Source organism: Flammeovirga sp. OC4 (assembly GCF_000812565.1).
Taxonomy (GTDB): Bacteria; Bacteroidota; Bacteroidia; order Cytophagales; family Flammeovirgaceae; genus Flammeovirga.
Genome location: NZ_JTAM01000011.1, coordinates 141,021 through 162,489 on the forward strand (window position 1 = coordinate 141,021; position 21,469 = coordinate 162,489).

Here is a 21,469-nt window from a genome sequence, read left to right on the forward strand (position 1 = left end):
TTCATTACGCTTTATCCATTCGAACAATTTTGGGAGAAAATGTCCCCACTACATCTACTAAACTGGTTTGGCTTTTCATCACTTCTTCAATGTTTTTGTAAGCAATTGGTGCCTCATCCAAACCTCCTCCAATCAATGTTACTTGTTCTTTCTGAAGGATTTTTTTGAGTTGACTTCCCGTTATTTTTTCTTTAGTCTTTGATCGAGAAAACTGACGGCCTGCACCATGAGAAGCCGATTGAAGAGAAGCATTTTCCCCTTTTCCTTGGACGATGTAGCCATTGGCGGTCATGGAACCTGGAATGATGCCCAATACCCCTTTTCCTGCTGGGGTTGCTCCTTTTCGATGCACAATACATTCCGTTCCATCCGCTTGCTTTTCTTTCCAAGCAAAATTATGATGGTTCTCTACTTTCGCTACAGCTTTAATTCCTAAAGCTTTTGCCAAGTGATAATGTATTTGATCATGGCAAGCTTTGGCGTAATCTCCTGCCAGATTCATTGAAAGCCAGTATTCCTGTCCTTCTTGGGTATTCAAATCCAACCACGCCAAGTTTTGAGTGGGTGAAGGAAGAAGGCATTTTTCTTTTGCAATGGAAGTGTAATGATTGGCAACCGTAGCTCCTAACCCTCTCGAACCTGAGTGGGCAAGTAGTCCGACATATTCACCTCCTTCTAAATCAAAAGGATTGTCAGTAGGAAGCATTACAGTACCGAATTCCACGAAGTGATTTCCCGAACCTGAAGTACCTAATTGTCTCCTTGCTTTTCCGTGTAACTGTCGCAATAATGGTGTTGCTAAAAATTCTTCTCGGTCCAAAATTTCATGCTCCTGAGTAATACCCAATTCTCCGCCTGTACCAAAATTGGTATATTCCTTTAAGGCTTTTTTGATTTGGTACTCATATCGCTTTAAGAAATTTGTTGGAAGCGGATAGATCGTCAAGCTCATTCGGCAACCAATATCTACTCCCACACCGTATGGAATGACCACATTATTGGTCGCTAAAACACCTCCGATTGGAAGGCCATATCCTTGGTGAGCATCCGGCATCATGGCACCACTATGCACTACCGGTAGTTTCATCGCCCATCGCATTTGTTGATAGGCATTGCTACTGATATGTTGGCGTCCGAAAACGTTAAAATCTTTGGCTTCTGGTAAGAGTTCTACTTGCTTTCTTTGAACATTAATTTCTGGTTGAAATACTTTGGCAATTGGTGATAGTACTTCATCTTCCAAGTATTTCGAATAATTGTTTTTGATGTCCTCAAGCAACGTTAATTGATCTTGCATTGAGGTATGTTTATAATGCTTCGCCATTATTTGAACAGCAAGACTAATGGCTTTATTCGAAGCATATTGAATGGCACGAAGGTGTTTACCCTTCAGTTTCTGTTGGCCCATAATTTTTTGATATACAAATCAACCCACTGTAATTAATATTGTATTACTTTTTATGTAAAAAACAATTGTATACAGTGATTCAGGATTAAGTATGTACTTAAAAACCTGACAGAAAAAATTAAATTAAAATGGTGATAGACTGATATAGAGATTAGGCCATGCTTTTTGATAAAGATGGCGGAATTCAAAACATCAAGAAATTTTGAATTTCAGTCTACGATTCGATATGTAAATTAAAGACCAACATCATGATACCCTCCTTTTTTTAGTTTTAGAGTGAATTGTGTGTTTACGATCACAAAGGTAATTGAAAAAAAGTCAGCAATGCAAATTTCCCACTCAAGGGAGCATTTGAAAATCTGTTTCTTACAGAAAAAAAACAGCTAAAATAAAAACTGAAAAAACCACCTAAATGACCCTTCTAGCTCCTATTTTAGCTATTTTACAACCCTTCAATTTTTTCTAAAAATAAATTTCAAAAAAGATTCAAGAAGGATTACTTTATACCACTTACTGATGCAAATGCTAAGCGTCTACGTAAAGTACTTGCCCTGTAATAAATCCATCAACAGAACGCTCAAATGCTTTACCAACTAAACTGCCTGGTACAGGTTGAAAACCTGGCATCATCTCTCCATAAACATCCCATGCTTCTTCCAAAACAGTAGGGTTAATAGAGTTCACTCGAATACCTCTTGGCATTTCATGAGCAACACATTTTACAAAAGTATCAATAGCACCACTTGTCGTCGCATCTGCTATGGCAAATGGGATAGGTTTTATATTCAAAATACCAGTAATCAGTGTAAAAGAACCATTATCCGCAATGTATTCTTGACCGATTCTAACGACATTAATTTGTCCCATCATTTTACTTGTAATAGTGGTCATCCACTGTTTTTCGGTCATTTCAGTGAAATTGGCGTATTCACAAAAACCTACTGTGTTGACCACTGCATCAAAATGTCCTACTTCTTCAAAAAGCTTTCTCAATGAATCCTCGCTTGTAATATCAACTTGATAATCTAAGTTATCCGATGAACGGCCTGCTGTTATCACCTTATGTTTTCCAAGCCCTGTCAACGCCGCCTGTCCCATTTTTCCATTTGCTCCAATAAGAATTACTGTTTTCATAATTGTTCTATTTAAATTAAACGATATGCAAACTTATCGTTCTTCGAGGAGGGCGTTCTAGGACATTTGTCTAAAAAGAAATGGACGCTCTGATTCTACTCAAATGCCTCTGTGTAATTCCTAAATAGGAAGCGATATGCTGAAGAGGAACTTCTTGTATATAATTGGGGTGTTTGGCTATAAGATCTAAATACCTTTGTTGGGCTTTATCTTTCTGATGATCGAAAATCCAATTTTCTAGATCAACATATTCTTTTTCGGCTATAATTTTCAAAAATTTGAGCCATTTTAGGTTTGTTTCAGCAAGTCGGTCCAACTCACTTTTAGGAATAGAAATAATCTCTGCTTCACTCACTGCTTGCATGTTTTCCTTGGATGGATTACCTGAAATAAAGGAAGAGTAAGCCATCAATAAACTGTCTTGAAAAGTGAAGCAATAAGTAATTTGTTCCTCATTATTTGAATAATAAAAGGATCGAAATACCCCTGATTTCACAAAAGATAAATTGTCACACACCTCATCTTGCTGAATGAAAAATTCATGTCTCTTCAACTTTCTAGTTGTAGTAAGTGCTAAATATTCATCTATTTCTTCTTCGGTAAATAAATCAAAAGCTTCAAGGTACTCTCTCATAACAGCAACTATTTGTGTGGATTAATAATTGACTAAGAAGCACTTTTAAAGCATAAACTTCAAATAAAAGGTATAAAAATAAGGCTAACTCAATGGAAGTTGAATTAGCCTTAAATCTTACTATTTTCAATTTATCATTCTTCAATTTCTAATTATAGAACTTCAGTTTCTGAGTAATAAACAGTTGAAATCTATGTTCATTAGGATGACCATTTTTTGACAGATACATATACCCCGACTGAAGGTTTAATGTAGGTGTCAATTGATATCCTAACATAGCGTAAGCACGGTTTTGATTCAATTGTGCACTTGGTGTTACATCCACTAGAATCTCATTACCAAAAGTGGTAAAGATAACGCCTTTCTCCATGACCTTACTGGTTAATGGAATACCCATCTGTAATCTATATCGGGCTCTTGTTTTAAAGTCACCTTCAATAGACCTCAATTCATATCTGTAGCGATGCTGAAGGTGAACCCTGCCAAATGCTTGTTTACTGATCACCTGCAAGGTAGTTCTATACTCACTACTATTGATTTTTGATTGGCCATCAAATGGCTCTGACCAATTGGAATGATATTCCTGACTTAATCCAATTTGTAAATTTTTATCTACGGAATAACTCAAAAATGGACGTACAAAAAAGCTTTGTGCGTCTGATGCAAATTCATACGTTCTCACCTGGCTTTCAAAGAATAATTCCCATTTAGGGCTTAATTGATAAAAGCCATTGTAGACATACCACGACCCTAGAGATGGATTGTCTTGTGCGAAGGAGAATTGACTGATAAATAGAGTTAAGATAAAAATTAGCTTTTTCTTCATTTCTGTAAATTATAAATAGGTTTAGTTTAAACTTAAAGCAAATTTAACCTAAAATTCACATTATATTCATATAACACAATGTAAAAGATAATAATTATAGCATTTATCAATAAACATTTACAATACATGGCTCAAAACCAACAAAAAAGCTACTCCAATCTAACCGATTAAAGTAGCTTCATTTGAATTGAGAATATAAATCCCTTATTCGTTATATAATACTTGGAGTAAAGTTACCCCAACAGCATTTAATGATTCTTTGCTGATTGCATCCATATTATCTTGATGCGTATGCCAGTGCTTGAAGAATGTTCTTTGTCCCGTAGGGTCAAGATCGATAATGTCAATCATTGGGATTCTTGCGATACGATTTACATATACGTGATCATCCATTAATTGAGGACCGTCTTGATTGACAAACAACCCACCGAAACCTTTACGCTCAGCTGTCTTCCATACTTTTCTGACAATTCTTGGAGCATACTGTCTTGATTCACCTTCTTTTAAGAAAGTAGGATTTTTACCACCCACCATATCTAAAAGAATGCCGTAATAAGCTTGGTAACCTTCTACGTGAGGGTTTTCTGCCCAGTATTTTGAACCTAAGCAATATCCAGAATCTCCCGACTGATCTTCTGCAAATGCTGGTCTACCGTAATCTTCTACATCAAAGAAAATGATATCAATACCTACTTCAGGCTTCAAATTCGAAGAACCTAACTGACGTGCAAGTTCTAATAAAACACCAACACCGCTACCTCCATCATTCGCTCCTAAGATTGGCTCATGTTGATCAACAGTATCCTGATCCGCCACTTGACGTGTGTCCCAGTGAGCGGCTAATAAAACTCTTGTTTTTTGTTCAGGGAAAAAGCTACCGATAATATTTGTACCGTTCAACGTCGTACCATCATAAGCTGGGACATAAACAGGTTGTTCAATTACAGTCGCACCATGACGTATCAATTCACTTGCTAAAAATGACCCACACATATCATGAGCCATTGTATTAGGTACTCTTGGCCCAAAATCTACTTGTGCTTGAACATATTGATAAGCAGAGTCTGCATTGAAAGTTGGAATAGGTTTATCTTTTACTGTTGACGTCGTTGAAGAAGTGCTTTCGTTATTTCCACATGAAAATAATGATAAACAACTCAACACGGCAATAATAATTTTTTGCTTAAACATGAGTATAGAAAATTACACTAAAAAATTTATATTTTTTCTTGGTTCCCAAAGGTAATATAAATAGTCAAAGTCACCTATTTTGAATGCATCAGTTAAAAATATGACATAAAAAAACTGCTTTGATCTCTCAACCAAAGCAGTTTTTCTATTTAAGCTATTGCTTATTTCTCTTTGAATACAATACCCATTGGTACACCTTCAAAACCGAAATGCTCTCTAATTTTATTCTCTATGAAAGATTTATAAGGACCTTTCACATGTTTTGGATAGTTAGAGAAGAATGCAAATACCGGTGTGTGAATTGGCAACTGCGTAATGTATTTGATCTGAATGTGATGCCCTCTATGTGATGGAGGTGGTCTACGTTCGATCTCTTTTCCTAATACCTCGTTCAATACAGAAGTCATGACCTTCATCTTACGGTTTTCGTATACCTCGATCGCCTTGTCGATCACTTTGGAAATACGTTGTTTTTCATGTACCGAAGTAAAGATAATTGGCAAGTAAGCCGCGCCACCTAAACGCTGACGGATCTCTTCTGCAAATTCCTTGGCTGTATTTGTTTCTTTTTCGATCAAATCCCACTTGTTGACCATGATTACCACACCCTTCTTGTTTTTCAAAGCAAGGTTGATAATACTTAAGTCTTGAGATTCAATACCTCTTGTAGCGTCCAAGATAGCGATACAGACATCTGATCTTTCAATCGCTTTGATGGTACGCATTACAGAGTAGAATTCAATATTTTCATTTACTTTCGTCTTTCTTCTAAGACCTGCAGTATCTGTTAAGATGAATTCTTTATTATACGCTTTATATACTGCATCTACAGCATCTCTTGTAGTACCAGCAACATCAGTTACAATACTTCTTTCTTTTTGAAGTAATAAGTTTACTAATGATGATTTTCCAACGTTAGGTCTACCAATTACTGATATTCTTGGAATTTCTTCTTCTTCCTCTTCCTCAGTTTCTTCAGGGAAATGTGAAACTACGTTATCTAAAAGATCACCCGTTCCAAAACCTGAAGCTGATGCGATAGCCATAGGCTCACCCATACCTAATTCATAGAATTCAAAAGCGTGCATTACTTTCTCTGAAGTATCTGCTTTATTGGCTACCAAGTAAATTGGCTTATCACTTTTACGTAATAAATCAGCAAAATCACGGTCTAAGTCTGTTAAACCTGTTTCCACATCTACTACAAAAAGTAATACAGAAGCTTCGTCGATAGCGATTTGAACTTGCTCACGGATAGCTCCTTCAAATGTATCTTCTGAACCTACTACATATCCACCTGTATCAATTACAGTGAAATTTTTTCCCGTCCATTCGGCCTTTCCGTAATGTCTATCACGCGTCACACCACTTTCATTATCCATGATAGCGTCACGACGTTCAACAAGACGGTTAAATAATGTAGACTTACCAACATTTGGTCTACCTACAATTGCGACAATATTTGTATTCTTCTTCATTGAGAATTTACCTTTTTCAAAACTTCGAATTACCCTAACACTTTCGGTAGCGTAATGATATATGTTTTTCCACGTTTAATGGTCAACTTATTTGACCTCAACCATGGATTATAGCGTTTTAAGATCTTATAATTTATTCCTTGTTCTTTTGCGAAAGAAGCGAGATTAGGAATAGATGTATCTATTTTCATAGTTTTAATGGCTTCCTCAGTATATAACTGATGTGTCGAAAGCTCAAAACTATATTTATCTGGTTCCAACATGATTTCTTTCAAGGCTAGGATACGGAACATGTACCTTGAAGTCTCTTCATTTAATAACAGATCATAGTAACTGCTTACTTTCTGATCTTTGAGGGCTTTTGCGATACCACTCGGTCCTCTGTTATACGCCGCCGCTGCTAATGTCCAAGTCCCTAGCTTTTCTTTGGCTTTTTTGAGGTAAACACACGCTGCTCTTGTTGCTTTCTCAACATTGTAGCGTTCGTCTACTTCTTTGTTGACCGTTAATCCGTATTCCCTTGCAGTTGAAGGCATAAACTGCCAGAAACCTGCTGCTCCTGCTGAAGAGCGAGCGTTCAGCATCAGATCACTTTCTATAATACAAAGATATTTAAAGTCATCCGGAATACCTTCCTCTTTCAAGATTTCTTCAATTCTAGGAATCCATCTCTCCGCTCTTTTCAATACCAAAATCGTATGCGAATGCCAATAAGAATTCACATACAACTCTCTATCGAACCTTTCATAAACGTCTGGATCATCAAGAGGTACTTTTTCACCACAAAAAGAAAAGGATTCAGGCATTGGTAGCTCATAACTGTTGGCTTCCAACTCCTTCACAATCACTTTTTCTGTAACTACCTCTGATTTCGGACTTACAAATTTTGGAGCATACGTTAACAGTGCTACGGAAATTGCTCCTAAAAGGAACCATAAAAATGATTTCATATTGATTTAAGAAACACGATAATGGATACTAACTCACAAAGGTCGAATTATTCTCTTTAAGTTCTGAATATAAATGCATTAGTTAACAAATATTCTTTAGAGAATCCTTCTTTTTATCAAACTTTGCAGGCCTTTATTTGAAATAAATATCCTGTTTGGGTATTACAATATTCACTGATCTTTTCCCAAAAGAGGTGCAAAGGTAAAAAAAATAAGGTTGCCATACTTAATTTATTGTATAACAACCTCATTATTATTTTGTTGAACTATAATTCTAGAAATTAGGAGACAATAGATATTTCCCATAGAAGTCTTCGATTATTTTCACTGCTTCTTGTGGTGTATCCACTAGGTGAATCAAGTCTAAATCCTCTGGGCTTACATTCTTTTCCTTCTCAAGCAATGTAGACTTAATCCAATCCATCAAGCCCTGCCAGTAATCTACTCCTACCAACACGATCGGGAAACGTCCGATCTTCTTTGTTTGAATTAAAGTATAGGCTTCAAATAGCTCATCCAAAGTTCCCAATCCACCTGGCATTACAATAAAGCCTTGAGAGTATTTTACAAACATCACTTTTCTTACAAAAAAGTAATCAAAGTTCAGCATCTTATCTCTATCAATGTAAGGGTTGCCATCTTGCTCAAATGGCAATACGATATTTAAACCTACCGACTTACCATTGGCTTCTGAAGCACCTTTATTACCGGCTTCCATAATACCAGGTCCACCGCCAGTAATCACACCATAACCATGTTTCACTAAAAGTCCGGCTACTTCTTCTGCCATTTTATAGTATTTGTGATCAGGGGCAGTTCTTGCTGATCCGAAAATAGAAACACAAGGACCAATTTTCGCCAACTTGTCAAATCCATCTACAAATTCGGCCATTACCTTAAAGATCACCCATGAGTTGGCACTTTTTATTTCAGACCAATCCTTCTTAATAAAGGCCTCTCTTATTCTCTCCTCTTCCTTCTTATTTTCTTCTGACATAAGCTAATTTTTTTCGGTTTCTGTATTTAATTGAAATTTTATCATATTGTCTTCGTCACTCTTGAGTGGAGAAGCAATTTTAAATGCTTTTTGATGATCCATTTTCACTCCATCCAAATAGGCTTCATACTTTTTATTATCAACAGCTTGAAATTCTCTTAATCGTTTGGTCAAGGTTACTTTTTCCTTAGCAGCATCTCCATAATTCAAGTTCAAATAAGACGCCCCATGATACTTTGCTCTTGGGAGAAATACCATTCCAAAACTTTGTACACTACCGAACAACGGTTGGTAACTTTTCATTTTTGAAAGACCATCTTTATCAATCCAAAGTGGTAAATCTTGATATAAAGCTCCTCCATTTCCCCATATATACATGGCTGATTTTGGAATTTTTGTATCTTCCAAACTGATTGTTCTTTGATCCAACTTTGCATCAATCATTCTTTTCAATGACTTTGGATGATTAGAAAAAGCAACTGCGTTCCCAAGCACTGTATAGTAAGGTCTTTTTATTCTATCAAAAGCATCTCCATACACTCTTGGTAGTAATTCTTCTACCCCAATATACCCTATAGCAAAGCCTCTATATTTTAATTCCGAAAATCGCTCTAAAGTAAACCCTTCTACTTTTTCGTTTAATGCTCTCAATTTTTCAGAAGCTAAAGCAGGATTATTCGTTTTCAAAAGCATTACTTCTCCGTCTCTTCCTGTCAACTCACTTGGCATTAATTTAATCCAAGCGGCTTCATCTCCTACCCAGCTATCAAAATCTTCTTCAATAGAAATGGATAATCTATTTTCAATTGCTCGCCAAGGGGCAATATTGGCACGCATCAATGCATCCCTTCTCTCTTTTACTTTAGTAGACATTCCCCAATGAGATGCAACAGAAATATGAGTCGGTATAACATTCAACAATTCTTTAGAGGAAGACGTTCCTGACCACATCCACCATACAGGTTCTAACTTAAAGCCTTTTTCTTTGGTATCAATTTGAGCTCTTAAAGACAAGCCTTCATCTGTCCACATCCAATGTTGATCGCCCAATAGTCGTCCAATCCCTTTTAATGATAATTGAGGTTCTACAAAATTTGATTCTGATAAAGTATAGATTGCATCAGGGTTCATCCATACTTCAGCTAATTTTCCTTCTTCAAAAGCTCCTACTTCCAATTCTGTCATTTCACCTCCCTGTTCCAAGGCTTCATAAGCCCTTTTGGCAAGTGTCTCATGCGTTGAGAAAATAAGTAGATTGTTATAAACAAAGTAGATTCCTAGTTTGGATGTTCCTCTCTTCAAAACGGTCGCTTCACCATCTTCTCCTAATTGCTTTTGTTCCAATGTAAATTTCTTACCAATGATAAAACGAAGATGATCAGTCAATTTGGATTGCCAACCTAAATCTATAGCCAAAAGTTGAGCTCTTCCTTCTTTCTCCGTTTTATAAATGGCACCAATACTTGGATAATCCGATAAGAAAAAAGGAAGAAAACTGTTGTTCAATATTCCATTGTTCCAAATCTTTTTTCGATTAGCGGTCAAACTCTCTTCAATAGCACTATTCCACTCCGAAGCATGCAATTCCTGCCACAAATGCAAAACATCTGAAGTACCTATAATCACACCAGCACCAGCAGGCAACGTTTTCCATAATTGGGTTTTAGGTAATGATTGCGTCCACCATCCAAAAATCCCAAACAATAAAATAAGTATACTCAGAAATATTATTCCCTTATTACTCTTTTTGGGTTTCTTTTCTTCAATGTGTGAGGGTTCCTCATGTAATTCTTCCACTGTATTGTCTTGATCTTCCACTTTTCTTTAGGTTTAGTTCTGATGAAAATATGTGCTCCAAAAGGTATTAAAAGCTAATTAGATAGTGAACTATCTAAGAACCTATTTTTCGTAATAATAAATTTACTACTATCTCTTCATCCTTAAAAGGAAATAGGTGACCTTTCTTCTCCAAAACCAAAGTATCCACATCAATTGACCAATTATCAACAACATATTGAAGGTTTTCGAAGGGAACTAACCCATCTTCAGTACCGTGCACAATGGTTGTTGGTACTTTTACTTTGTTCCAATCACCTTCTATTTTCTTTAAACTTTCAGCATGATTAGCTTTCTCATCAGTTGCTACTTTAAGTCCAGAAGGTAATATAGCGTAGATCATTTTACTTTGTGCCCACCTTGAATACCATTTCATCAGCTCTAACTCAGAAGACATTGCTGGAGCTAATAAAATCACTTGAGCAATAGCACTACTATCCTGTACACTTGTATAAGCAGCAATAGGTCCACCGTAGGAATGCCCAACAAGTATATAATGTTGTGGCTTACCCATTACTTTTTCCCAATCATTCAATACGCTCCTTACTGCTTTCCCATGAAGACCAATAGCATTTTCTTCATTTCCTTTTTCGCTTCCATACCCCAGTCTTTCAACCGATAGGACGTTTGCTTTCTCCAAAAGTGTTTTGTTCTTAAGATAGCTTCCAAAATTGTCTGCTCTCCCGGGTGCTCCATGAATAAAAACTATGGTAGTAGAAGGATTATTTTCTCCTTTTACCGATAAATAATTAATGGTTTTATGCTCAAGTTTTGTATGTCTGACTTTCATCTCCACACCATCCTTAGCATAAGATTTTTCTAATTTATTCCATTCATTATTTGCATTCATATCGGAGGCACATCCACCAAAGATCAAGAGTAAAATTAATAGGACGCTCTTATACTCTATCATTTTTGTAGGTTTTTATTTTGATAAGTGTTTAATTCGAAAAAAATTGAAGAGAATCGCTGAAACACTTTCATCAAAATAGTAGTTTTTGATGGTGAAAAGTTATCAGATGATTTGAAAAGTTTTTACATTCATACGACCCTAAATTAAAAATACTATAAATATGGATAAGAAGAAAAAATATGGCTTCTCAACTATAGCAATTCACGCTGGACAAGAGCCTGATCCAACGACAGGAGCCGTTATCCCTCCAATTTATGCTACCTCTACTTATGCTCAAACTGCACCGGGAGATCACAAAGGATTTGAATATACTCGTAGTCACAACCCTACTCGTTACGCTTACGAAGACGCAGTTGCCGCTTTGGAAGGTGGTGTAAAAGGATATGCTTTTGCAAGTGGATTGGCCGCTTCCGCTACTATTTTAGATATGTTGGAAGGTGGTTCACATGTCATCGCCATGAATGACTTATATGGTGGTACATTCCGTCTTTTTGATAAAGTAAGAAAGTTCTCTTCAAAATTAGAGTTCTCTTTCATTGACTTGAATGACATGGAGGCATTAGAAAATGCGATCCAACCGAACACTAAAATGATCTGGGCGGAAACACCTACCAACCCAATGCTTCGTTTAGTTGACTTGGAAAAAGTGGCTGAAGTGGCTAAAAAGCATGATATCATCACTGTTTGCGACAACACTTTTGCTACTCCATACCTTCAGCAACCACTTTCACTAGGTTTTGATATTGTAGCTCACTCTGCTACAAAATACATCAACGGTCACTCTGATGTAGTGGGTGGTGTAGTTGTAGTGGGTGAGAACAAAGAGTTAGAAGAAAAACTGACTTTCTTACAAAATGCAGTCGGTTCAGTACAAGGACCTTTCGATTCTTTCTTGGTCAATAGAGGATTGAAGACATTAGGTGTAAGAATGGATAGACACTGTTCTAATGCAGAGAAAATTGCAGAATGGTTAGAAACGCATCCTTCTGTAGAAAAAGTTTATTACCCTCATTTGCCATCGCACCCTGATTTCGCTTTAGCCAAAAAGCAAATGAAGAAAGGTGGTGGTATGATTTCAGTGACTTTGAAAGCAGATCTTGAACAAACAAAAGTATTCTTATCGAACTGTAAGCTATTTACATTAGCCGAAAGTTTAGGTGGAGTAGAAAGTTTGATTGAGCACCCTGCCATCATGACGCACGCCTCAATTCCTGCTGAAACAAGAAAAGAATTAGGTATCGATGACGGTTTCATCAGAATTTCAGTTGGTATCGAAGACCTAGAAGACCTGAAAGAAGACCTAGAAAACGCATTCGCAGCCGCAGGCCTGTAGGGGTAGACCTACGTGTCTACCCGTGTTACATAATGTGTATATCCATGTTATACAATGTGTATACCCATATTACAAGGTTGTTACCTATTCAAAAAAATAAAATATAAAAATGGCAAATCAACAACATCTTGAAATTGAACGTAAATTCTTGGTAAAATCCTTTGACCCCTCACTGGCCTCAAAATCGTTCCGCATAGTACAAGGCTACATTTGTGCGGAGGAAAATAAAGCAGTGCGCGTGAGAATTAAAGGAGAAAAAGGGTTTATCACCATCAAAGGTAAATCTCAAGATGAAGGTCTGTCACGCTATGAATGGGAAAAAGAAATCTCCATTGCAGAAGTAGAGCAATTGCTTCACTTATGCGATGGAGGTACCATTGATAAAATCAGATATGAGGTCCCTGTGGGAAATCATATGTACGAAGTCGATGTTTTTGACGGAGACAACAAAGGTTTAACTATCGCTGAAGTTGAATTATCTTCCACCGATGAAGCTTATGAAAAGCCAAGTTGGTTGGGTGAAGAAGTGACTGGAGAAGCGAGGTATTATAATGCGATGTTGATGAAGGAGCCTTTTAAAAATTGGTCATAAAAAAATAGACAACAAGTAGAAAGGTGATCAACCTCTAATAAAATCCAAAATTGAAATTTTGTACAAAGTATAGCTTTCAATTTTGGATTTTTTTATCATTAAAATTTGAAATACTATTTTAAACCATTCGTTAAAAGTATGTGTCTTAATAGTAAGATTTGACCTTCAATCAACACTTATTTTGGAATCAAATACTTTAGATTATAGTAAACTATTCAACTTTGAAATGACCAATCTGACTATATGAATATGCTTATTCCAAAACAAGAAATCATAGAATCACAATAGACAGTAATCAATATGTCATCTTACTTTATTTTCATTCACCTAAAAGTTAATCATTATGAAAATTAAACTCATAAGCATCCTTACGCTTTTATTGTTTCAACTTAATGTTTCTTATGGGAGTCATCAATTTGGAGATTATATCGTCTACCAAGGTGATACATCAATTACTTTCAACTTTTTTCTTGAGAATTACTTGAAAAAAGTAACAAAGGATAATGGAAAGTTATTTGGACTGAGTTTTAGAGAAAATGCCACATTTAATTGCTGGAGAGGATATCAAGCAATTTACTTGATAGAAAATGATAGTCTTTTCCTTACAGATATTATTACTCCCGGTGAAATCCGCAAAAACAAGACAATCGATAAAGAAAAGTCTCAGTCAAAAATAACAGAAATATTCAAGGATAAAATTGTCAATAACAGAGTACTAATAGATTGGTATAGCGGTTCATTTATTATTGCTAAAGGAGACGTATTAAGAAGAAACGCTGCTGTACCTAAAACTTTTGAGAGAGAACTAAGTGTAATAGCTGAAAAGGGAAATATCATTGAAAAAACAATGATTAATAATTATGAGGAAGTACCAAATGGAATTTCCCGTAGGTATAGTGATAAACCTGCCCCTGATGATGTAATACTTGAAGAGATTAAAAAATTAAAGAAACGAGAAATAGAGGATTGTTTGGGTGGTTATAATATTATTATTGGGACAAATGGAAAAATTTCAGAGGTATCAAGAACATTTCAAATACCTGAGGGAGGCGGTCTTGAAAAACTTCAGAAAGAAGCACAAGATCTTACTACACAAAAAATAGCAAATCATTTAGCTTCTCTTTCCTTTGATATTGTAAAACATAAAGGAGTTCCTGTTGAAGAAAAGGTGGATATTATAATTTTCAAGCTCGAAAATGAAATTTCGTATTTTAAGCATTTCTGATCAGCTTTAGTTGAATAGTTTTTTGAGAGTATTTAATATAAATAACCAATGAGTCATTCCATTAAAAATTCTCTATTGCTTCAAAGCCGGATTGGTTAAGAAAAGAAGTATTATAATGCGATGTTGATAAAGACCTTTCAAAAATTGGTCATAAAAAAATAGACTTCCATACACTGGAAGTCTATTTTTTTTATCCCTAGATTAAGTCTGCTAGAACAAGCACTTCGTGCAAAACTCATCAAAATACTGATTGAATTCATCGTCCTTGATTGCAGGATCTGTAATATCGTATACCGTTGAAATTCCTCTTTTATATCTTACCAAGTTGGAGATCGGTGAGTAGAAAAACTCCATTCCGCCAATACCTGCTAACTCTTTCAATTTTTGATGCTCAACGGTCTGATCTTTTTTATTGACAATACCAAAAACTTCAAACTTGTAGCCTTGTTTCTCTTTCATTTCCTTGATCATCGGCAAAGTTTTCAGAAAACGTATCGTCGCTCTCATGTCTAAAACACTAGCCACTACAGGCACTACTACAACATCTGAAACCAAGACACTAAAGTAGATTTCCTTTCCTTCAATACGCCCAGGTACATCCAAGAAAATCGCATCATACTTTTTCTCAGCCAACGCCAACGTCTTGTCAAAGTTCTCTTCGGCTCTAGGTTGTTTCCAATTGAAGGCAATCACATCATAAGAAGATTCCTTATCTGCGCCTTCTGTGGAATAAATATCTTTTACTGATTTTTGGGGATCACAATCAATCACCAAAACCTTTTTGTTTGTTCTATTATGTACAGCTGAGGCTGTTAACATCAGCAAGGTACTTTTACCAACGCCTCCTTTTTGAGTTGCGAAAGAAATTACTTTAGCCATACAAAATTTAAAAATTGCTTCCTTATTCGGTGACCTTACTTCCTAATAATGAACATAAACCCACCAAAATCTTTAATAATCCAATGAAAATACGATAAAAAACCGAATATTTCCCAATATAAACATAAGAGGAATAATCGGAACTACCCAAGCAAAAAAGGGATTTTGTATGTTTGCATTCTGAATTATAAAATTTTTGAAAGATGGGTCGCCATAAGTTAAAAAAATTCGCTCAAAACAAAGAGCGTGCATATATTATTGAAGAAGGAAAACCTTTGTACGATAACATCAAAGGAAACTGGAGAAAAGAGGTTTTCAAAAACGACAATCCAATCGTTCTAGAATTGGCTTGTGGTAGAGGAGAATACACTACAGGTCTTGCACAAGTATATCCTGACAGAAACTTCATTGGTGTAGATATCAAAGGAGACAGAATCTGGAAAGGTGGTAACGTAGTGGATGAAAAAGGGCTGACAAATGCTGCTTTCTTAAGAATTCACATTCAAAACTTAGCCAACTATTTTGAAGCTGGCGAAGTAGATGAAATCTGGATCGTTCACCCTGACCCTCGTCCAAAAGACAGAGATGCAAAAAGAAGAATGACGCATCCTCGCTTCTTAAACATCTATAAAGAGTTAATTAAAGAAGGTGGTTTAATTCGCTTTAAAACGGATAGTAAAGAGCTTTTTGAGTACTCAGTAGAAACATTGGTTCAAGAAAAAGTACAATTAGAGGCAGTCACTTTTGACCTGTATGAATCGGACTTAATGGACGATCATCATGGGATTGTAACACGCTACGAAAAGCAGTTTACAGAACTTGGCCACAAAGTACACTACTTAAAATTCAGATTCTAAAAACACCTAATTTACTTCTCCAATGAAAGTACTTATCGATTTACATTATTTCCCTAACCTTGAATATTTCACTATTCTAGCTCACTGCGATACGGTTTATATTGAGAAATTTGAGACATTTCAGAAACAAAGTTTTAGAAACAGATGTTTTATCAAAACAGCTCAAAAAGTGGATCGATTGAGTGTTCCGGTTGTTGGCGCTAACAAAGGTAAGCCTATGCGTAAAATCAAGGTCAACCAAAATGACAACTGGGCTATAAAACATTGGAGAAGTATTCTTTCTGCTTATGGTCGATCTCCTTTTTATGAGTATTATGAGGAAGCCATCAAGTCTACATTACTTAGTGGAGAGGAATCCCTTTTTGAATTAAACATTTCACTTTTAAAGTGTGTTATTAAACTGTTAGGATTAAATACAAAGGTTGAAATCACTGAAAACTACAAAAAAGAGACTGAAGATGAGGTAGTTGACCTAAGGAACAAGATTACAGCTACTGATTCATCAACTTTTGTTAATGAGATTTCGTATATTCAAGTGTTTGGTGACACTTTTGATCGAAACCTGAGTATTCTTGATTTACTTTTTTGTGAAGGACCTAATGCCATCAATATATTAAAATCACAGAATAGTCAATTAATCCATCATTAAGAGTTGTTTAATAAATTTTATATGCTTTATTTTAAGAGACAGAAACCATTATTAGATATATCCATTATCCTGATTTAAAATTTTCACTCCTTTTTATTTCGTTAATGAATATTAATTCTGTATCTTATTTTATAGAAGTAGAAATTATAATCTAAAAAATTCCCTAACCATGGAGGCAAAATTTTCGAATAGAGTCAAAGAAGTAATCTCTCTAAGTAGAGAAGAAGCTTTGCGCCTTGGCCATGATTATATTGGCACAGAGCATCTCTTGCTGGGTATGATTCGTGAAGGTGAGGGATATGCGATTACTTTACTGAAAAAATTAAGCGTCAATCTTAACGATTTGAAAGACGCTATTGAGCAGTCAACTAAAAGCACTGCCAATTTCAACGTAAAAAACCTCGCAAACATCCCACTAACGAGACAATCCGAAAAAACGCTTAAAATAACATATTTAGAAGCTAAAATCTTTAAATCTAGCCTAATTGGTACTGAACATCTGCTGTTATCAATACTTAGAGATGAAGATAATTTAGCTACCCAAATTTTGCAGCGTTATGATGTAAACTATGATGTAGTCAAAGAAATGATCGAATTCCAAGGAGAAAACCCAACAGCTTCATCAAGCACTGATGACGATGAACCTCAATCAAAAGGAGGAGGATCATGGAGCTCTCGTCCAGAATCATCAAAGAGTACAGAGAAATCTAAAACTCCTGTCTTGGATAATTTTGGTCGTGACCTTACTAGCTATGCCGAAGAGGGAAAACTAGACCCAATAGTCGGTAGAGACAAAGAGATCGAAAGAGTAGCTCAAGTGCTTTCGAGAAGAAAGAAAAACAACCCTATCCTAATAGGAGAGCCAGGGGTTGGTAAGACAGCAATTGCTGAAGGACTAGCTTTACGTATAGTTCAGAAAAAAGTATCAAGAGTGTTGTTCGGCAAACGTGTCGTTACATTAGACCTTGCTTCTTTAGTGGCCGGTACTAAATACCGTGGTCAGTTTGAAGAGCGTATGAAGGCTGTAATGAACGAGCTGGAAAAAGCACCTGAAGTCATTCTATTTATAGATGAAATTCACACGATTGTTGGAGCAGGTGGCGCTTCAGGATCGCTTGATGCTTCCAATATGTTTAAGCCAGCATTAGCGCGTGGCGATATACAATGTATTGGTGCCACTACTTTAGACGAGTATAGACAATATATTGAAAAAGATGGTGCATTAGCACGTCGTTTCCAAATGGTGATGGTAGACCCTACTTCTCCAGAAGAAACGATTGAAATCTTGAATAATATCAAAGGAAAATACGAGCAGCATCACCACGTAGATTATTCTGAAGAGGCGTTGCAAGCTTGTGTGAAATTCTCTGATAGATATATTAGTGACCGTTTCCTTCCAGATAAAGCGATTGACGTTTTAGATGAAGTGGGAGCACGAGTTCACATCAACAATATCCATGTTCCTGACAATATCTTGAAACTTGAGCAAGAGATTGAAGATATTAAGGAGGAGAAAAACAAGGTGGTCAAAAGACAGAAATACGAAGAAGCTGCAAAGCTGCGTGATTCTGAAAAGAAATTGATCGAAAGCCTTGATACTGCTAAAGAAGCATGGGAAAAAGAAACAAATGAAACCATCTACCCTGTTACTGAAGATGATGTAGCAGCAGTTGTAGCAATGATGACAGGTATTCCTGTTAACCGTGTTGCAGAAAGCGAAGGTAAGAAACTGATGAACATGTCAGAAGACCTTAAGGGTAAAGTGATTGGTCAGGATCAAGCTATTGAAAAATTAGCGAAGGCTATCCGTAGAACGCGTGTAGGCTTGAAAGATCCTAAAAAACCAATCGGTTCATTTATCTTCTTAGGACCAACTGGTGTAGGTAAAACAGAGTTAACGAAAGTGTTAGCTTCTCATTTATTCGACAAAGATGATTCATTAGTACGTATCGACATGTCGGAGTATATGGAGAAATTCTCTGTATCTCGATTGGTTGGAGCACCTCCGGGCTACGTTGGATATGAAGAAGGAGGTCAGTTGACTGAAAAAATCAGACGTAAACCTTACAGCGTAATCTTATTGGATGAGATTGAGAAAGCACACCCAGATGTGTTCAATATCTTACTTCAAGTATTAGATGACGGTATCTTAACAGATGGCTTAGGTAGACGTGTTGATTTCAGAAACACAGTAATCATCATGACTTCAAACATCGGTGTTAGAGATTTGAAAGATTTCGGAACTGGTATTGGTTTCAATACACAAACGAAATTGGATAATCAAGATGCTGAGATGCAAGGAACAATCCAAAAAGCATTGAAAAAAGCTTTTGCTCCTGAATTCTTAAACCGTTTGGATGATGTGATTATTTTCAACTCTTTAGAAAGAGACCACATTCACCAAATCATTGATATTTCATTATCGAAATTATTCGAAAGAGTAATTGCGATGGGGTATCAAATTGAAGTGACGGAGAAAGCGAAAGATTTCTTATCTGAAAAAGGTTATGATCCTCAATACGGAGCGAGACCTCTTAACAGAGCGATTCAAAAGTATTTAGAAGATCCAATGGCTGAAGAAATTCTAGGTGGTGACATCGCTGAAGGTGACACTATCCTTGCTGACTATTCAGGTAAGGGTGAAGCACTTACAGTTACAATCAAAAAGAATGTAACAAAGACAGAATCTGAAGAAGATTAATCTTTTTTAAAGTATAATTAAAGGGCCGTTTCATAATATGGAACGGCCCTTTTTGTATATCATCCATATTATAAAATTGATTCCATCTATCAAAACATAGTACTATTCGATGAAAACAATCTAGGAGTAGGTCCTTTTTATTAAATTTGTGAATCATTAAATCAAAATACCCGTATTAAGGATTATTAAGCATTACTTTGTTACGTTTTATAATCCATCACTAAATTACTCTTTATTACCATGAAATTAACTACTGAGCGCTTATCTTCTTTACTCATCACTAGTGCCTTATTTGGTACCAATATAGAATTAAGCGAAAAAGACAAATCTATTATCACAATAGAATCACCTGTACCACAACATAATCTGTCTACTTTTGATGAATTAAAAGACAAAATTACTGGCATAGCTATAAGTGAATTGATGTCTGGCAAAGAAGTCCTAAACCAACTTGTTCCTTCTACTTTAGACCTATCCTTTGTAAGCACAGGTAATTACATCCTTTCAATTAAAATGAAAAGTGGTGAAATTTCTAGAAAAATGTGTGTTCAACAACTTGGAAATTATAACGTTGTTCGAGCTTAGTTGAAAAGTCATTACCTTTGTCATGAACTTTTTAAAATAAAGTCATGACAAAGAACTTCATTAAACATTTATTGTTTACCTGTATTTCACTTTTATCCATTTCTTCATACGGTCAAAACTTGATTCCTAACCCTAGTTTTGAAGACTACCATGAAGCTACAAGGGGCCATGCCCATTTGGATAACCTCAAAGAATGGTACAATACCAATCAAAATAAACCTAAAACGCTATATGGTACACCTGACCATATGTTCATCAATGAAAATCAACCTTTAAATGGTATAAAAGATAACTTCTCTCCTAGAACTGGGCAATCTGTTTTAGGCGTTATTACTTATATGCAGAGAGTAGTAAACTACAGAGAATATGCATCTATTAAGCTAAGTAAAGTATTAAGAAAAGGTGAAAAATATCAATTCACTGCATATATAAGTAGTGGAAACAAGGTAGCGTATGGAGGAATAGCAACAAACGGGTTGGGCTTTGCCTTTACCAATGAAAAACTAAAACAAAATATTTACGAACCCTTATTAAGTGTATCTCCACAATATCAATTAGAAGATATTTTTTATGCTACAGGATGGACCAAAGTCACTTTTTCATTTGTAGCCGAAGAAGCTATTAAGTATTTAACCATTGGAAACTTTAAGGACGACTTACAAACTGATTTAAAATACATCAATTACGATATAGATCCACAGTGCTATATTTATGTTGATGACCTCTCTTTAGTTCATATCCCAAGTGATACTCCTCCAGAGGAAGAGAAAAAACAAGAACCTGAAATCGTCGTTGAACAGCAAGAAGTAGAGGTTGATGAAGAACCTGAAAAAGTTACAGAAGAACAACCTAAAGTTCCTGAAACTTTAGTCTATGAAGATCGACCTGTGGAAAATCAATCTTCTATTTATATCACAACTTACAGTATTACTCTTCAAATCTGGGATGACAAAACCATAGATGGTGACATTGTTTCAATTTTTTGGAATGGAGAACATATCATTGAATATTACGAATTAACTGCCAAGAAAAAGAAGTTTAAAGTCACCTACGAACCTGGAAAAGAAAACCGTTTAATTTTATATGCTCACAACCTTGGAAAAGTCCCTCCTAACACCATGGCAGTGGGTATAAAAGCAGGAAAAAAGAAGCGCGAATTAAAGATTAAATCAGACTTAGGAAAATGTGGAGCAATTCAGTTCAAACGATAGAAATTAGATCACTTTTTTCCTTTAAAAAACCCTCATTTTTTGTATCTTGCATTTCCTTAAAATGGAGATT

At 35.8% G+C, this 21,469-nt stretch carries 19 protein-coding genes; 8 read left to right on the plus strand and 11 right to left on the minus strand.

Going from position 1 to position 21,469, the window contains the following annotated elements:
- Nucleotides 1-4 precede the first annotated feature (4 nt).
- From PL77_RS10570 to PL77_RS10615, 10 genes are all read right to left on the minus strand, one after another.
- Nucleotides 5-1,408, minus strand: a complete 1,404-nt coding sequence (locus tag PL77_RS10570) for an RtcB family protein (protein ID WP_044204614.1) — start codon at nucleotides 1,406-1,408, stop codon at nucleotides 5-7.
- A gap of 525 nt (nucleotides 1,409-1,933) precedes the next feature.
- Nucleotides 1,934-2,542 carry a short chain dehydrogenase gene (locus PL77_RS10575; protein WP_044204616.1) on the minus strand — a complete coding sequence of 203 codons (609 nt, stop codon included), beginning with the start codon at nucleotides 2,540-2,542 and terminating at the stop codon, nucleotides 1,934-1,936.
- Nucleotides 2,543-2,612: 70 nt separating this feature from the next.
- Nucleotides 2,613-3,176 carry a Crp/Fnr family transcriptional regulator gene (locus tag PL77_RS10580; protein ID WP_044204618.1) on the minus strand — a complete coding sequence of 188 codons (564 nt, stop codon included), beginning with the start codon at nucleotides 3,174-3,176 and terminating at the stop codon, nucleotides 2,613-2,615.
- 148 nt (nucleotides 3,177-3,324) lie between these two features.
- Nucleotides 3,325-4,002, minus strand: a complete 678-nt coding sequence (locus PL77_RS10585; protein ID WP_044204619.1) for a DUF2490 domain-containing protein — start codon at nucleotides 4,000-4,002, stop codon at nucleotides 3,325-3,327.
- Nucleotides 4,003-4,206: 204 nt separating this feature from the next.
- Nucleotides 4,207-5,193, minus strand: a complete 987-nt coding sequence (locus tag PL77_RS10590; RefSeq protein ID WP_044204621.1) for a M28 family peptidase — start codon at nucleotides 5,191-5,193, stop codon at nucleotides 4,207-4,209.
- A 161-nt stretch (nucleotides 5,194-5,354) separates the two neighbouring features.
- Entirely contained in the window at nucleotides 5,355-6,671 is a 1,317-nt protein-coding gene (gene der, locus PL77_RS10595) for a ribosome biogenesis GTPase Der (protein WP_044204623.1), read from the minus strand.
- Between the two features lie 29 nt (nucleotides 6,672-6,700).
- A complete protein-coding gene (locus tag PL77_RS10600) occupies nucleotides 6,701-7,621 on the minus strand; it encodes a lytic transglycosylase domain-containing protein (protein ID WP_044204625.1) in 921 nt (306 codons plus the stop codon).
- Between the two features lie 274 nt (nucleotides 7,622-7,895).
- Complete coding sequence (locus tag PL77_RS10605; RefSeq protein ID WP_044204627.1) at nucleotides 7,896-8,618, minus strand: TIGR00730 family Rossman fold protein; 723 nt, start codon at nucleotides 8,616-8,618, stop codon at nucleotides 7,896-7,898.
- A gap of 3 nt (nucleotides 8,619-8,621) precedes the next feature.
- On the minus strand, nucleotides 8,622-10,436 hold the full coding sequence (locus PL77_RS10610; RefSeq protein ID WP_044204629.1) for a hypothetical protein: 1,815 nt from the start codon (nucleotides 10,434-10,436) through the stop codon (nucleotides 8,622-8,624).
- 73 nt (nucleotides 10,437-10,509) lie between these two features.
- Nucleotides 10,510-11,367 carry an alpha/beta fold hydrolase gene (locus tag PL77_RS10615; RefSeq protein ID WP_082026480.1) on the minus strand — a complete coding sequence of 286 codons (858 nt, stop codon included), beginning with the start codon at nucleotides 11,365-11,367 and terminating at the stop codon, nucleotides 10,510-10,512.
- A gap of 160 nt (nucleotides 11,368-11,527) precedes the next feature.
- Between PL77_RS10615 and PL77_RS10620 the strand changes: the two genes are divergently transcribed.
- The 3 genes from PL77_RS10620 to PL77_RS10630 all read left to right on the plus strand — a co-directional run bounded on the left by PL77_RS10620 (nucleotide 11,528) and on the right by PL77_RS10630 (nucleotide 14,517).
- A complete protein-coding gene (locus PL77_RS10620) occupies nucleotides 11,528-12,700 on the plus strand; it encodes a cystathionine gamma-synthase (protein WP_082026481.1) in 1,173 nt (390 codons plus the stop codon).
- Nucleotides 12,701-12,809: 109 nt separating this feature from the next.
- Nucleotides 12,810-13,292, plus strand: a complete 483-nt coding sequence (locus PL77_RS10625) for a CYTH domain-containing protein (protein WP_044204634.1) — start codon at nucleotides 12,810-12,812, stop codon at nucleotides 13,290-13,292.
- 343 nt (nucleotides 13,293-13,635) lie between these two features.
- The gene (locus PL77_RS10630) at nucleotides 13,636-14,517 is read left to right on the plus strand and encodes a hypothetical protein (RefSeq protein WP_044204635.1); all 882 of its coding nucleotides are present in this window, start codon (nucleotides 13,636-13,638) and stop codon (nucleotides 14,515-14,517) included.
- A gap of 210 nt (nucleotides 14,518-14,727) precedes the next feature.
- Here PL77_RS10630 and PL77_RS10635 read toward each other — a convergent pair whose 3' ends face one another.
- A complete protein-coding gene (locus PL77_RS10635; protein ID WP_044204637.1) occupies nucleotides 14,728-15,396 on the minus strand; it encodes a ParA family protein in 669 nt (222 codons plus the stop codon).
- A gap of 203 nt (nucleotides 15,397-15,599) precedes the next feature.
- Between PL77_RS10635 and trmB the strand changes: the two genes are divergently transcribed.
- The 5 genes from trmB to PL77_RS10660 all read left to right on the plus strand — a co-directional run bounded on the left by trmB (nucleotide 15,600) and on the right by PL77_RS10660 (nucleotide 21,399).
- Complete coding sequence (gene trmB, locus PL77_RS10640) at nucleotides 15,600-16,253, plus strand: tRNA (guanosine(46)-N7)-methyltransferase TrmB (RefSeq protein WP_044204639.1); 654 nt, start codon at nucleotides 15,600-15,602, stop codon at nucleotides 16,251-16,253.
- A 22-nt stretch (nucleotides 16,254-16,275) separates the two neighbouring features.
- The gene (locus PL77_RS10645) at nucleotides 16,276-16,902 is read left to right on the plus strand and encodes a WbqC family protein (protein WP_044204640.1); all 627 of its coding nucleotides are present in this window, start codon (nucleotides 16,276-16,278) and stop codon (nucleotides 16,900-16,902) included.
- A gap of 169 nt (nucleotides 16,903-17,071) precedes the next feature.
- Entirely contained in the window at nucleotides 17,072-19,603 is a 2,532-nt protein-coding gene (locus tag PL77_RS10650; RefSeq protein ID WP_044204642.1) for an ATP-dependent Clp protease ATP-binding subunit, read from the plus strand.
- Between the two features lie 240 nt (nucleotides 19,604-19,843).
- Nucleotides 19,844-20,188: a hypothetical protein gene (locus tag PL77_RS10655; RefSeq protein WP_044204644.1), complete on the plus strand. Its 345-nt coding sequence runs from the start codon at nucleotides 19,844-19,846 to the stop codon at nucleotides 20,186-20,188.
- Nucleotides 20,189-20,232: 44 nt separating this feature from the next.
- The gene (locus PL77_RS10660; RefSeq protein WP_044204646.1) at nucleotides 20,233-21,399 is read left to right on the plus strand and encodes a hypothetical protein; all 1,167 of its coding nucleotides are present in this window, start codon (nucleotides 20,233-20,235) and stop codon (nucleotides 21,397-21,399) included.
- The last annotated feature ends 70 nt before the right edge of the window (nucleotides 21,400-21,469 follow it).

What these genes read in the sequence shown, in the direction of transcription:
- PL77_RS10570 (WP_044204614.1), bottom strand. Translation starts at nt 1,408, where the DNA reads ATGGGCCAACAGAAACTGAAGGGTAAACACCTTCGTGCCATTCAATAT.
- der (WP_044204623.1), bottom strand. Translation starts at nt 6,671, where the DNA reads ATGAAGAAGAATACAAATATTGTCGCAATTGTAGGTAGACCAAATGTT.
- PL77_RS10625 (WP_044204634.1), top strand. Translation starts at nt 12,810, where the DNA reads ATGGCAAATCAACAACATCTTGAAATTGAACGTAAATTCTTGGTAAAA.
- PL77_RS10650 (WP_044204642.1), top strand. Translation starts at nt 17,072, where the DNA reads ATGGAGGCAAAATTTTCGAATAGAGTCAAAGAAGTAATCTCTCTAAGT.
- PL77_RS10660 (WP_044204646.1), top strand. Translation starts at nt 20,233, where the DNA reads ATGACAAAGAACTTCATTAAACATTTATTGTTTACCTGTATTTCACTT.
- PL77_RS10600 (WP_044204625.1), bottom strand. Translation starts at nt 7,621, where the DNA reads ATGAAATCATTTTTATGGTTCCTTTTAGGAGCAATTTCCGTAGCACTG.
- PL77_RS10645 (WP_044204640.1), top strand. Translation starts at nt 16,276, where the DNA reads ATGAAAGTACTTATCGATTTACATTATTTCCCTAACCTTGAATATTTC.
- PL77_RS10635 (WP_044204637.1), bottom strand. Translation starts at nt 15,396, where the DNA reads ATGGCTAAAGTAATTTCTTTCGCAACTCAAAAAGGAGGCGTTGGTAAA.
- PL77_RS10580 (WP_044204618.1), bottom strand. Translation starts at nt 3,176, where the DNA reads ATGAGAGAGTACCTTGAAGCTTTTGATTTATTTACCGAAGAAGAAATA.
- PL77_RS10655 (WP_044204644.1), top strand. Translation starts at nt 19,844, where the DNA reads ATGAAATTAACTACTGAGCGCTTATCTTCTTTACTCATCACTAGTGCC.
- trmB (WP_044204639.1), top strand. Translation starts at nt 15,600, where the DNA reads ATGGGTCGCCATAAGTTAAAAAAATTCGCTCAAAACAAAGAGCGTGCA.
- PL77_RS10575 (WP_044204616.1), bottom strand. Translation starts at nt 2,542, where the DNA reads ATGAAAACAGTAATTCTTATTGGAGCAAATGGAAAAATGGGACAGGCG.
- PL77_RS10605 (WP_044204627.1), bottom strand. Translation starts at nt 8,618, where the DNA reads ATGTCAGAAGAAAATAAGAAGGAAGAGGAGAGAATAAGAGAGGCCTTT.
- PL77_RS10615 (WP_082026480.1), bottom strand. Translation starts at nt 11,367, where the DNA reads ATGATAGAGTATAAGAGCGTCCTATTAATTTTACTCTTGATCTTTGGT.
- PL77_RS10630 (WP_044204635.1), top strand. Translation starts at nt 13,636, where the DNA reads ATGAAAATTAAACTCATAAGCATCCTTACGCTTTTATTGTTTCAACTT.
- PL77_RS10585 (WP_044204619.1), bottom strand. Translation starts at nt 4,002, where the DNA reads ATGAAGAAAAAGCTAATTTTTATCTTAACTCTATTTATCAGTCAATTC.
- PL77_RS10590 (WP_044204621.1), bottom strand. Translation starts at nt 5,193, where the DNA reads ATGTTTAAGCAAAAAATTATTATTGCCGTGTTGAGTTGTTTATCATTA.
- PL77_RS10620 (WP_082026481.1), top strand. Translation starts at nt 11,528, where the DNA reads ATGGATAAGAAGAAAAAATATGGCTTCTCAACTATAGCAATTCACGCT.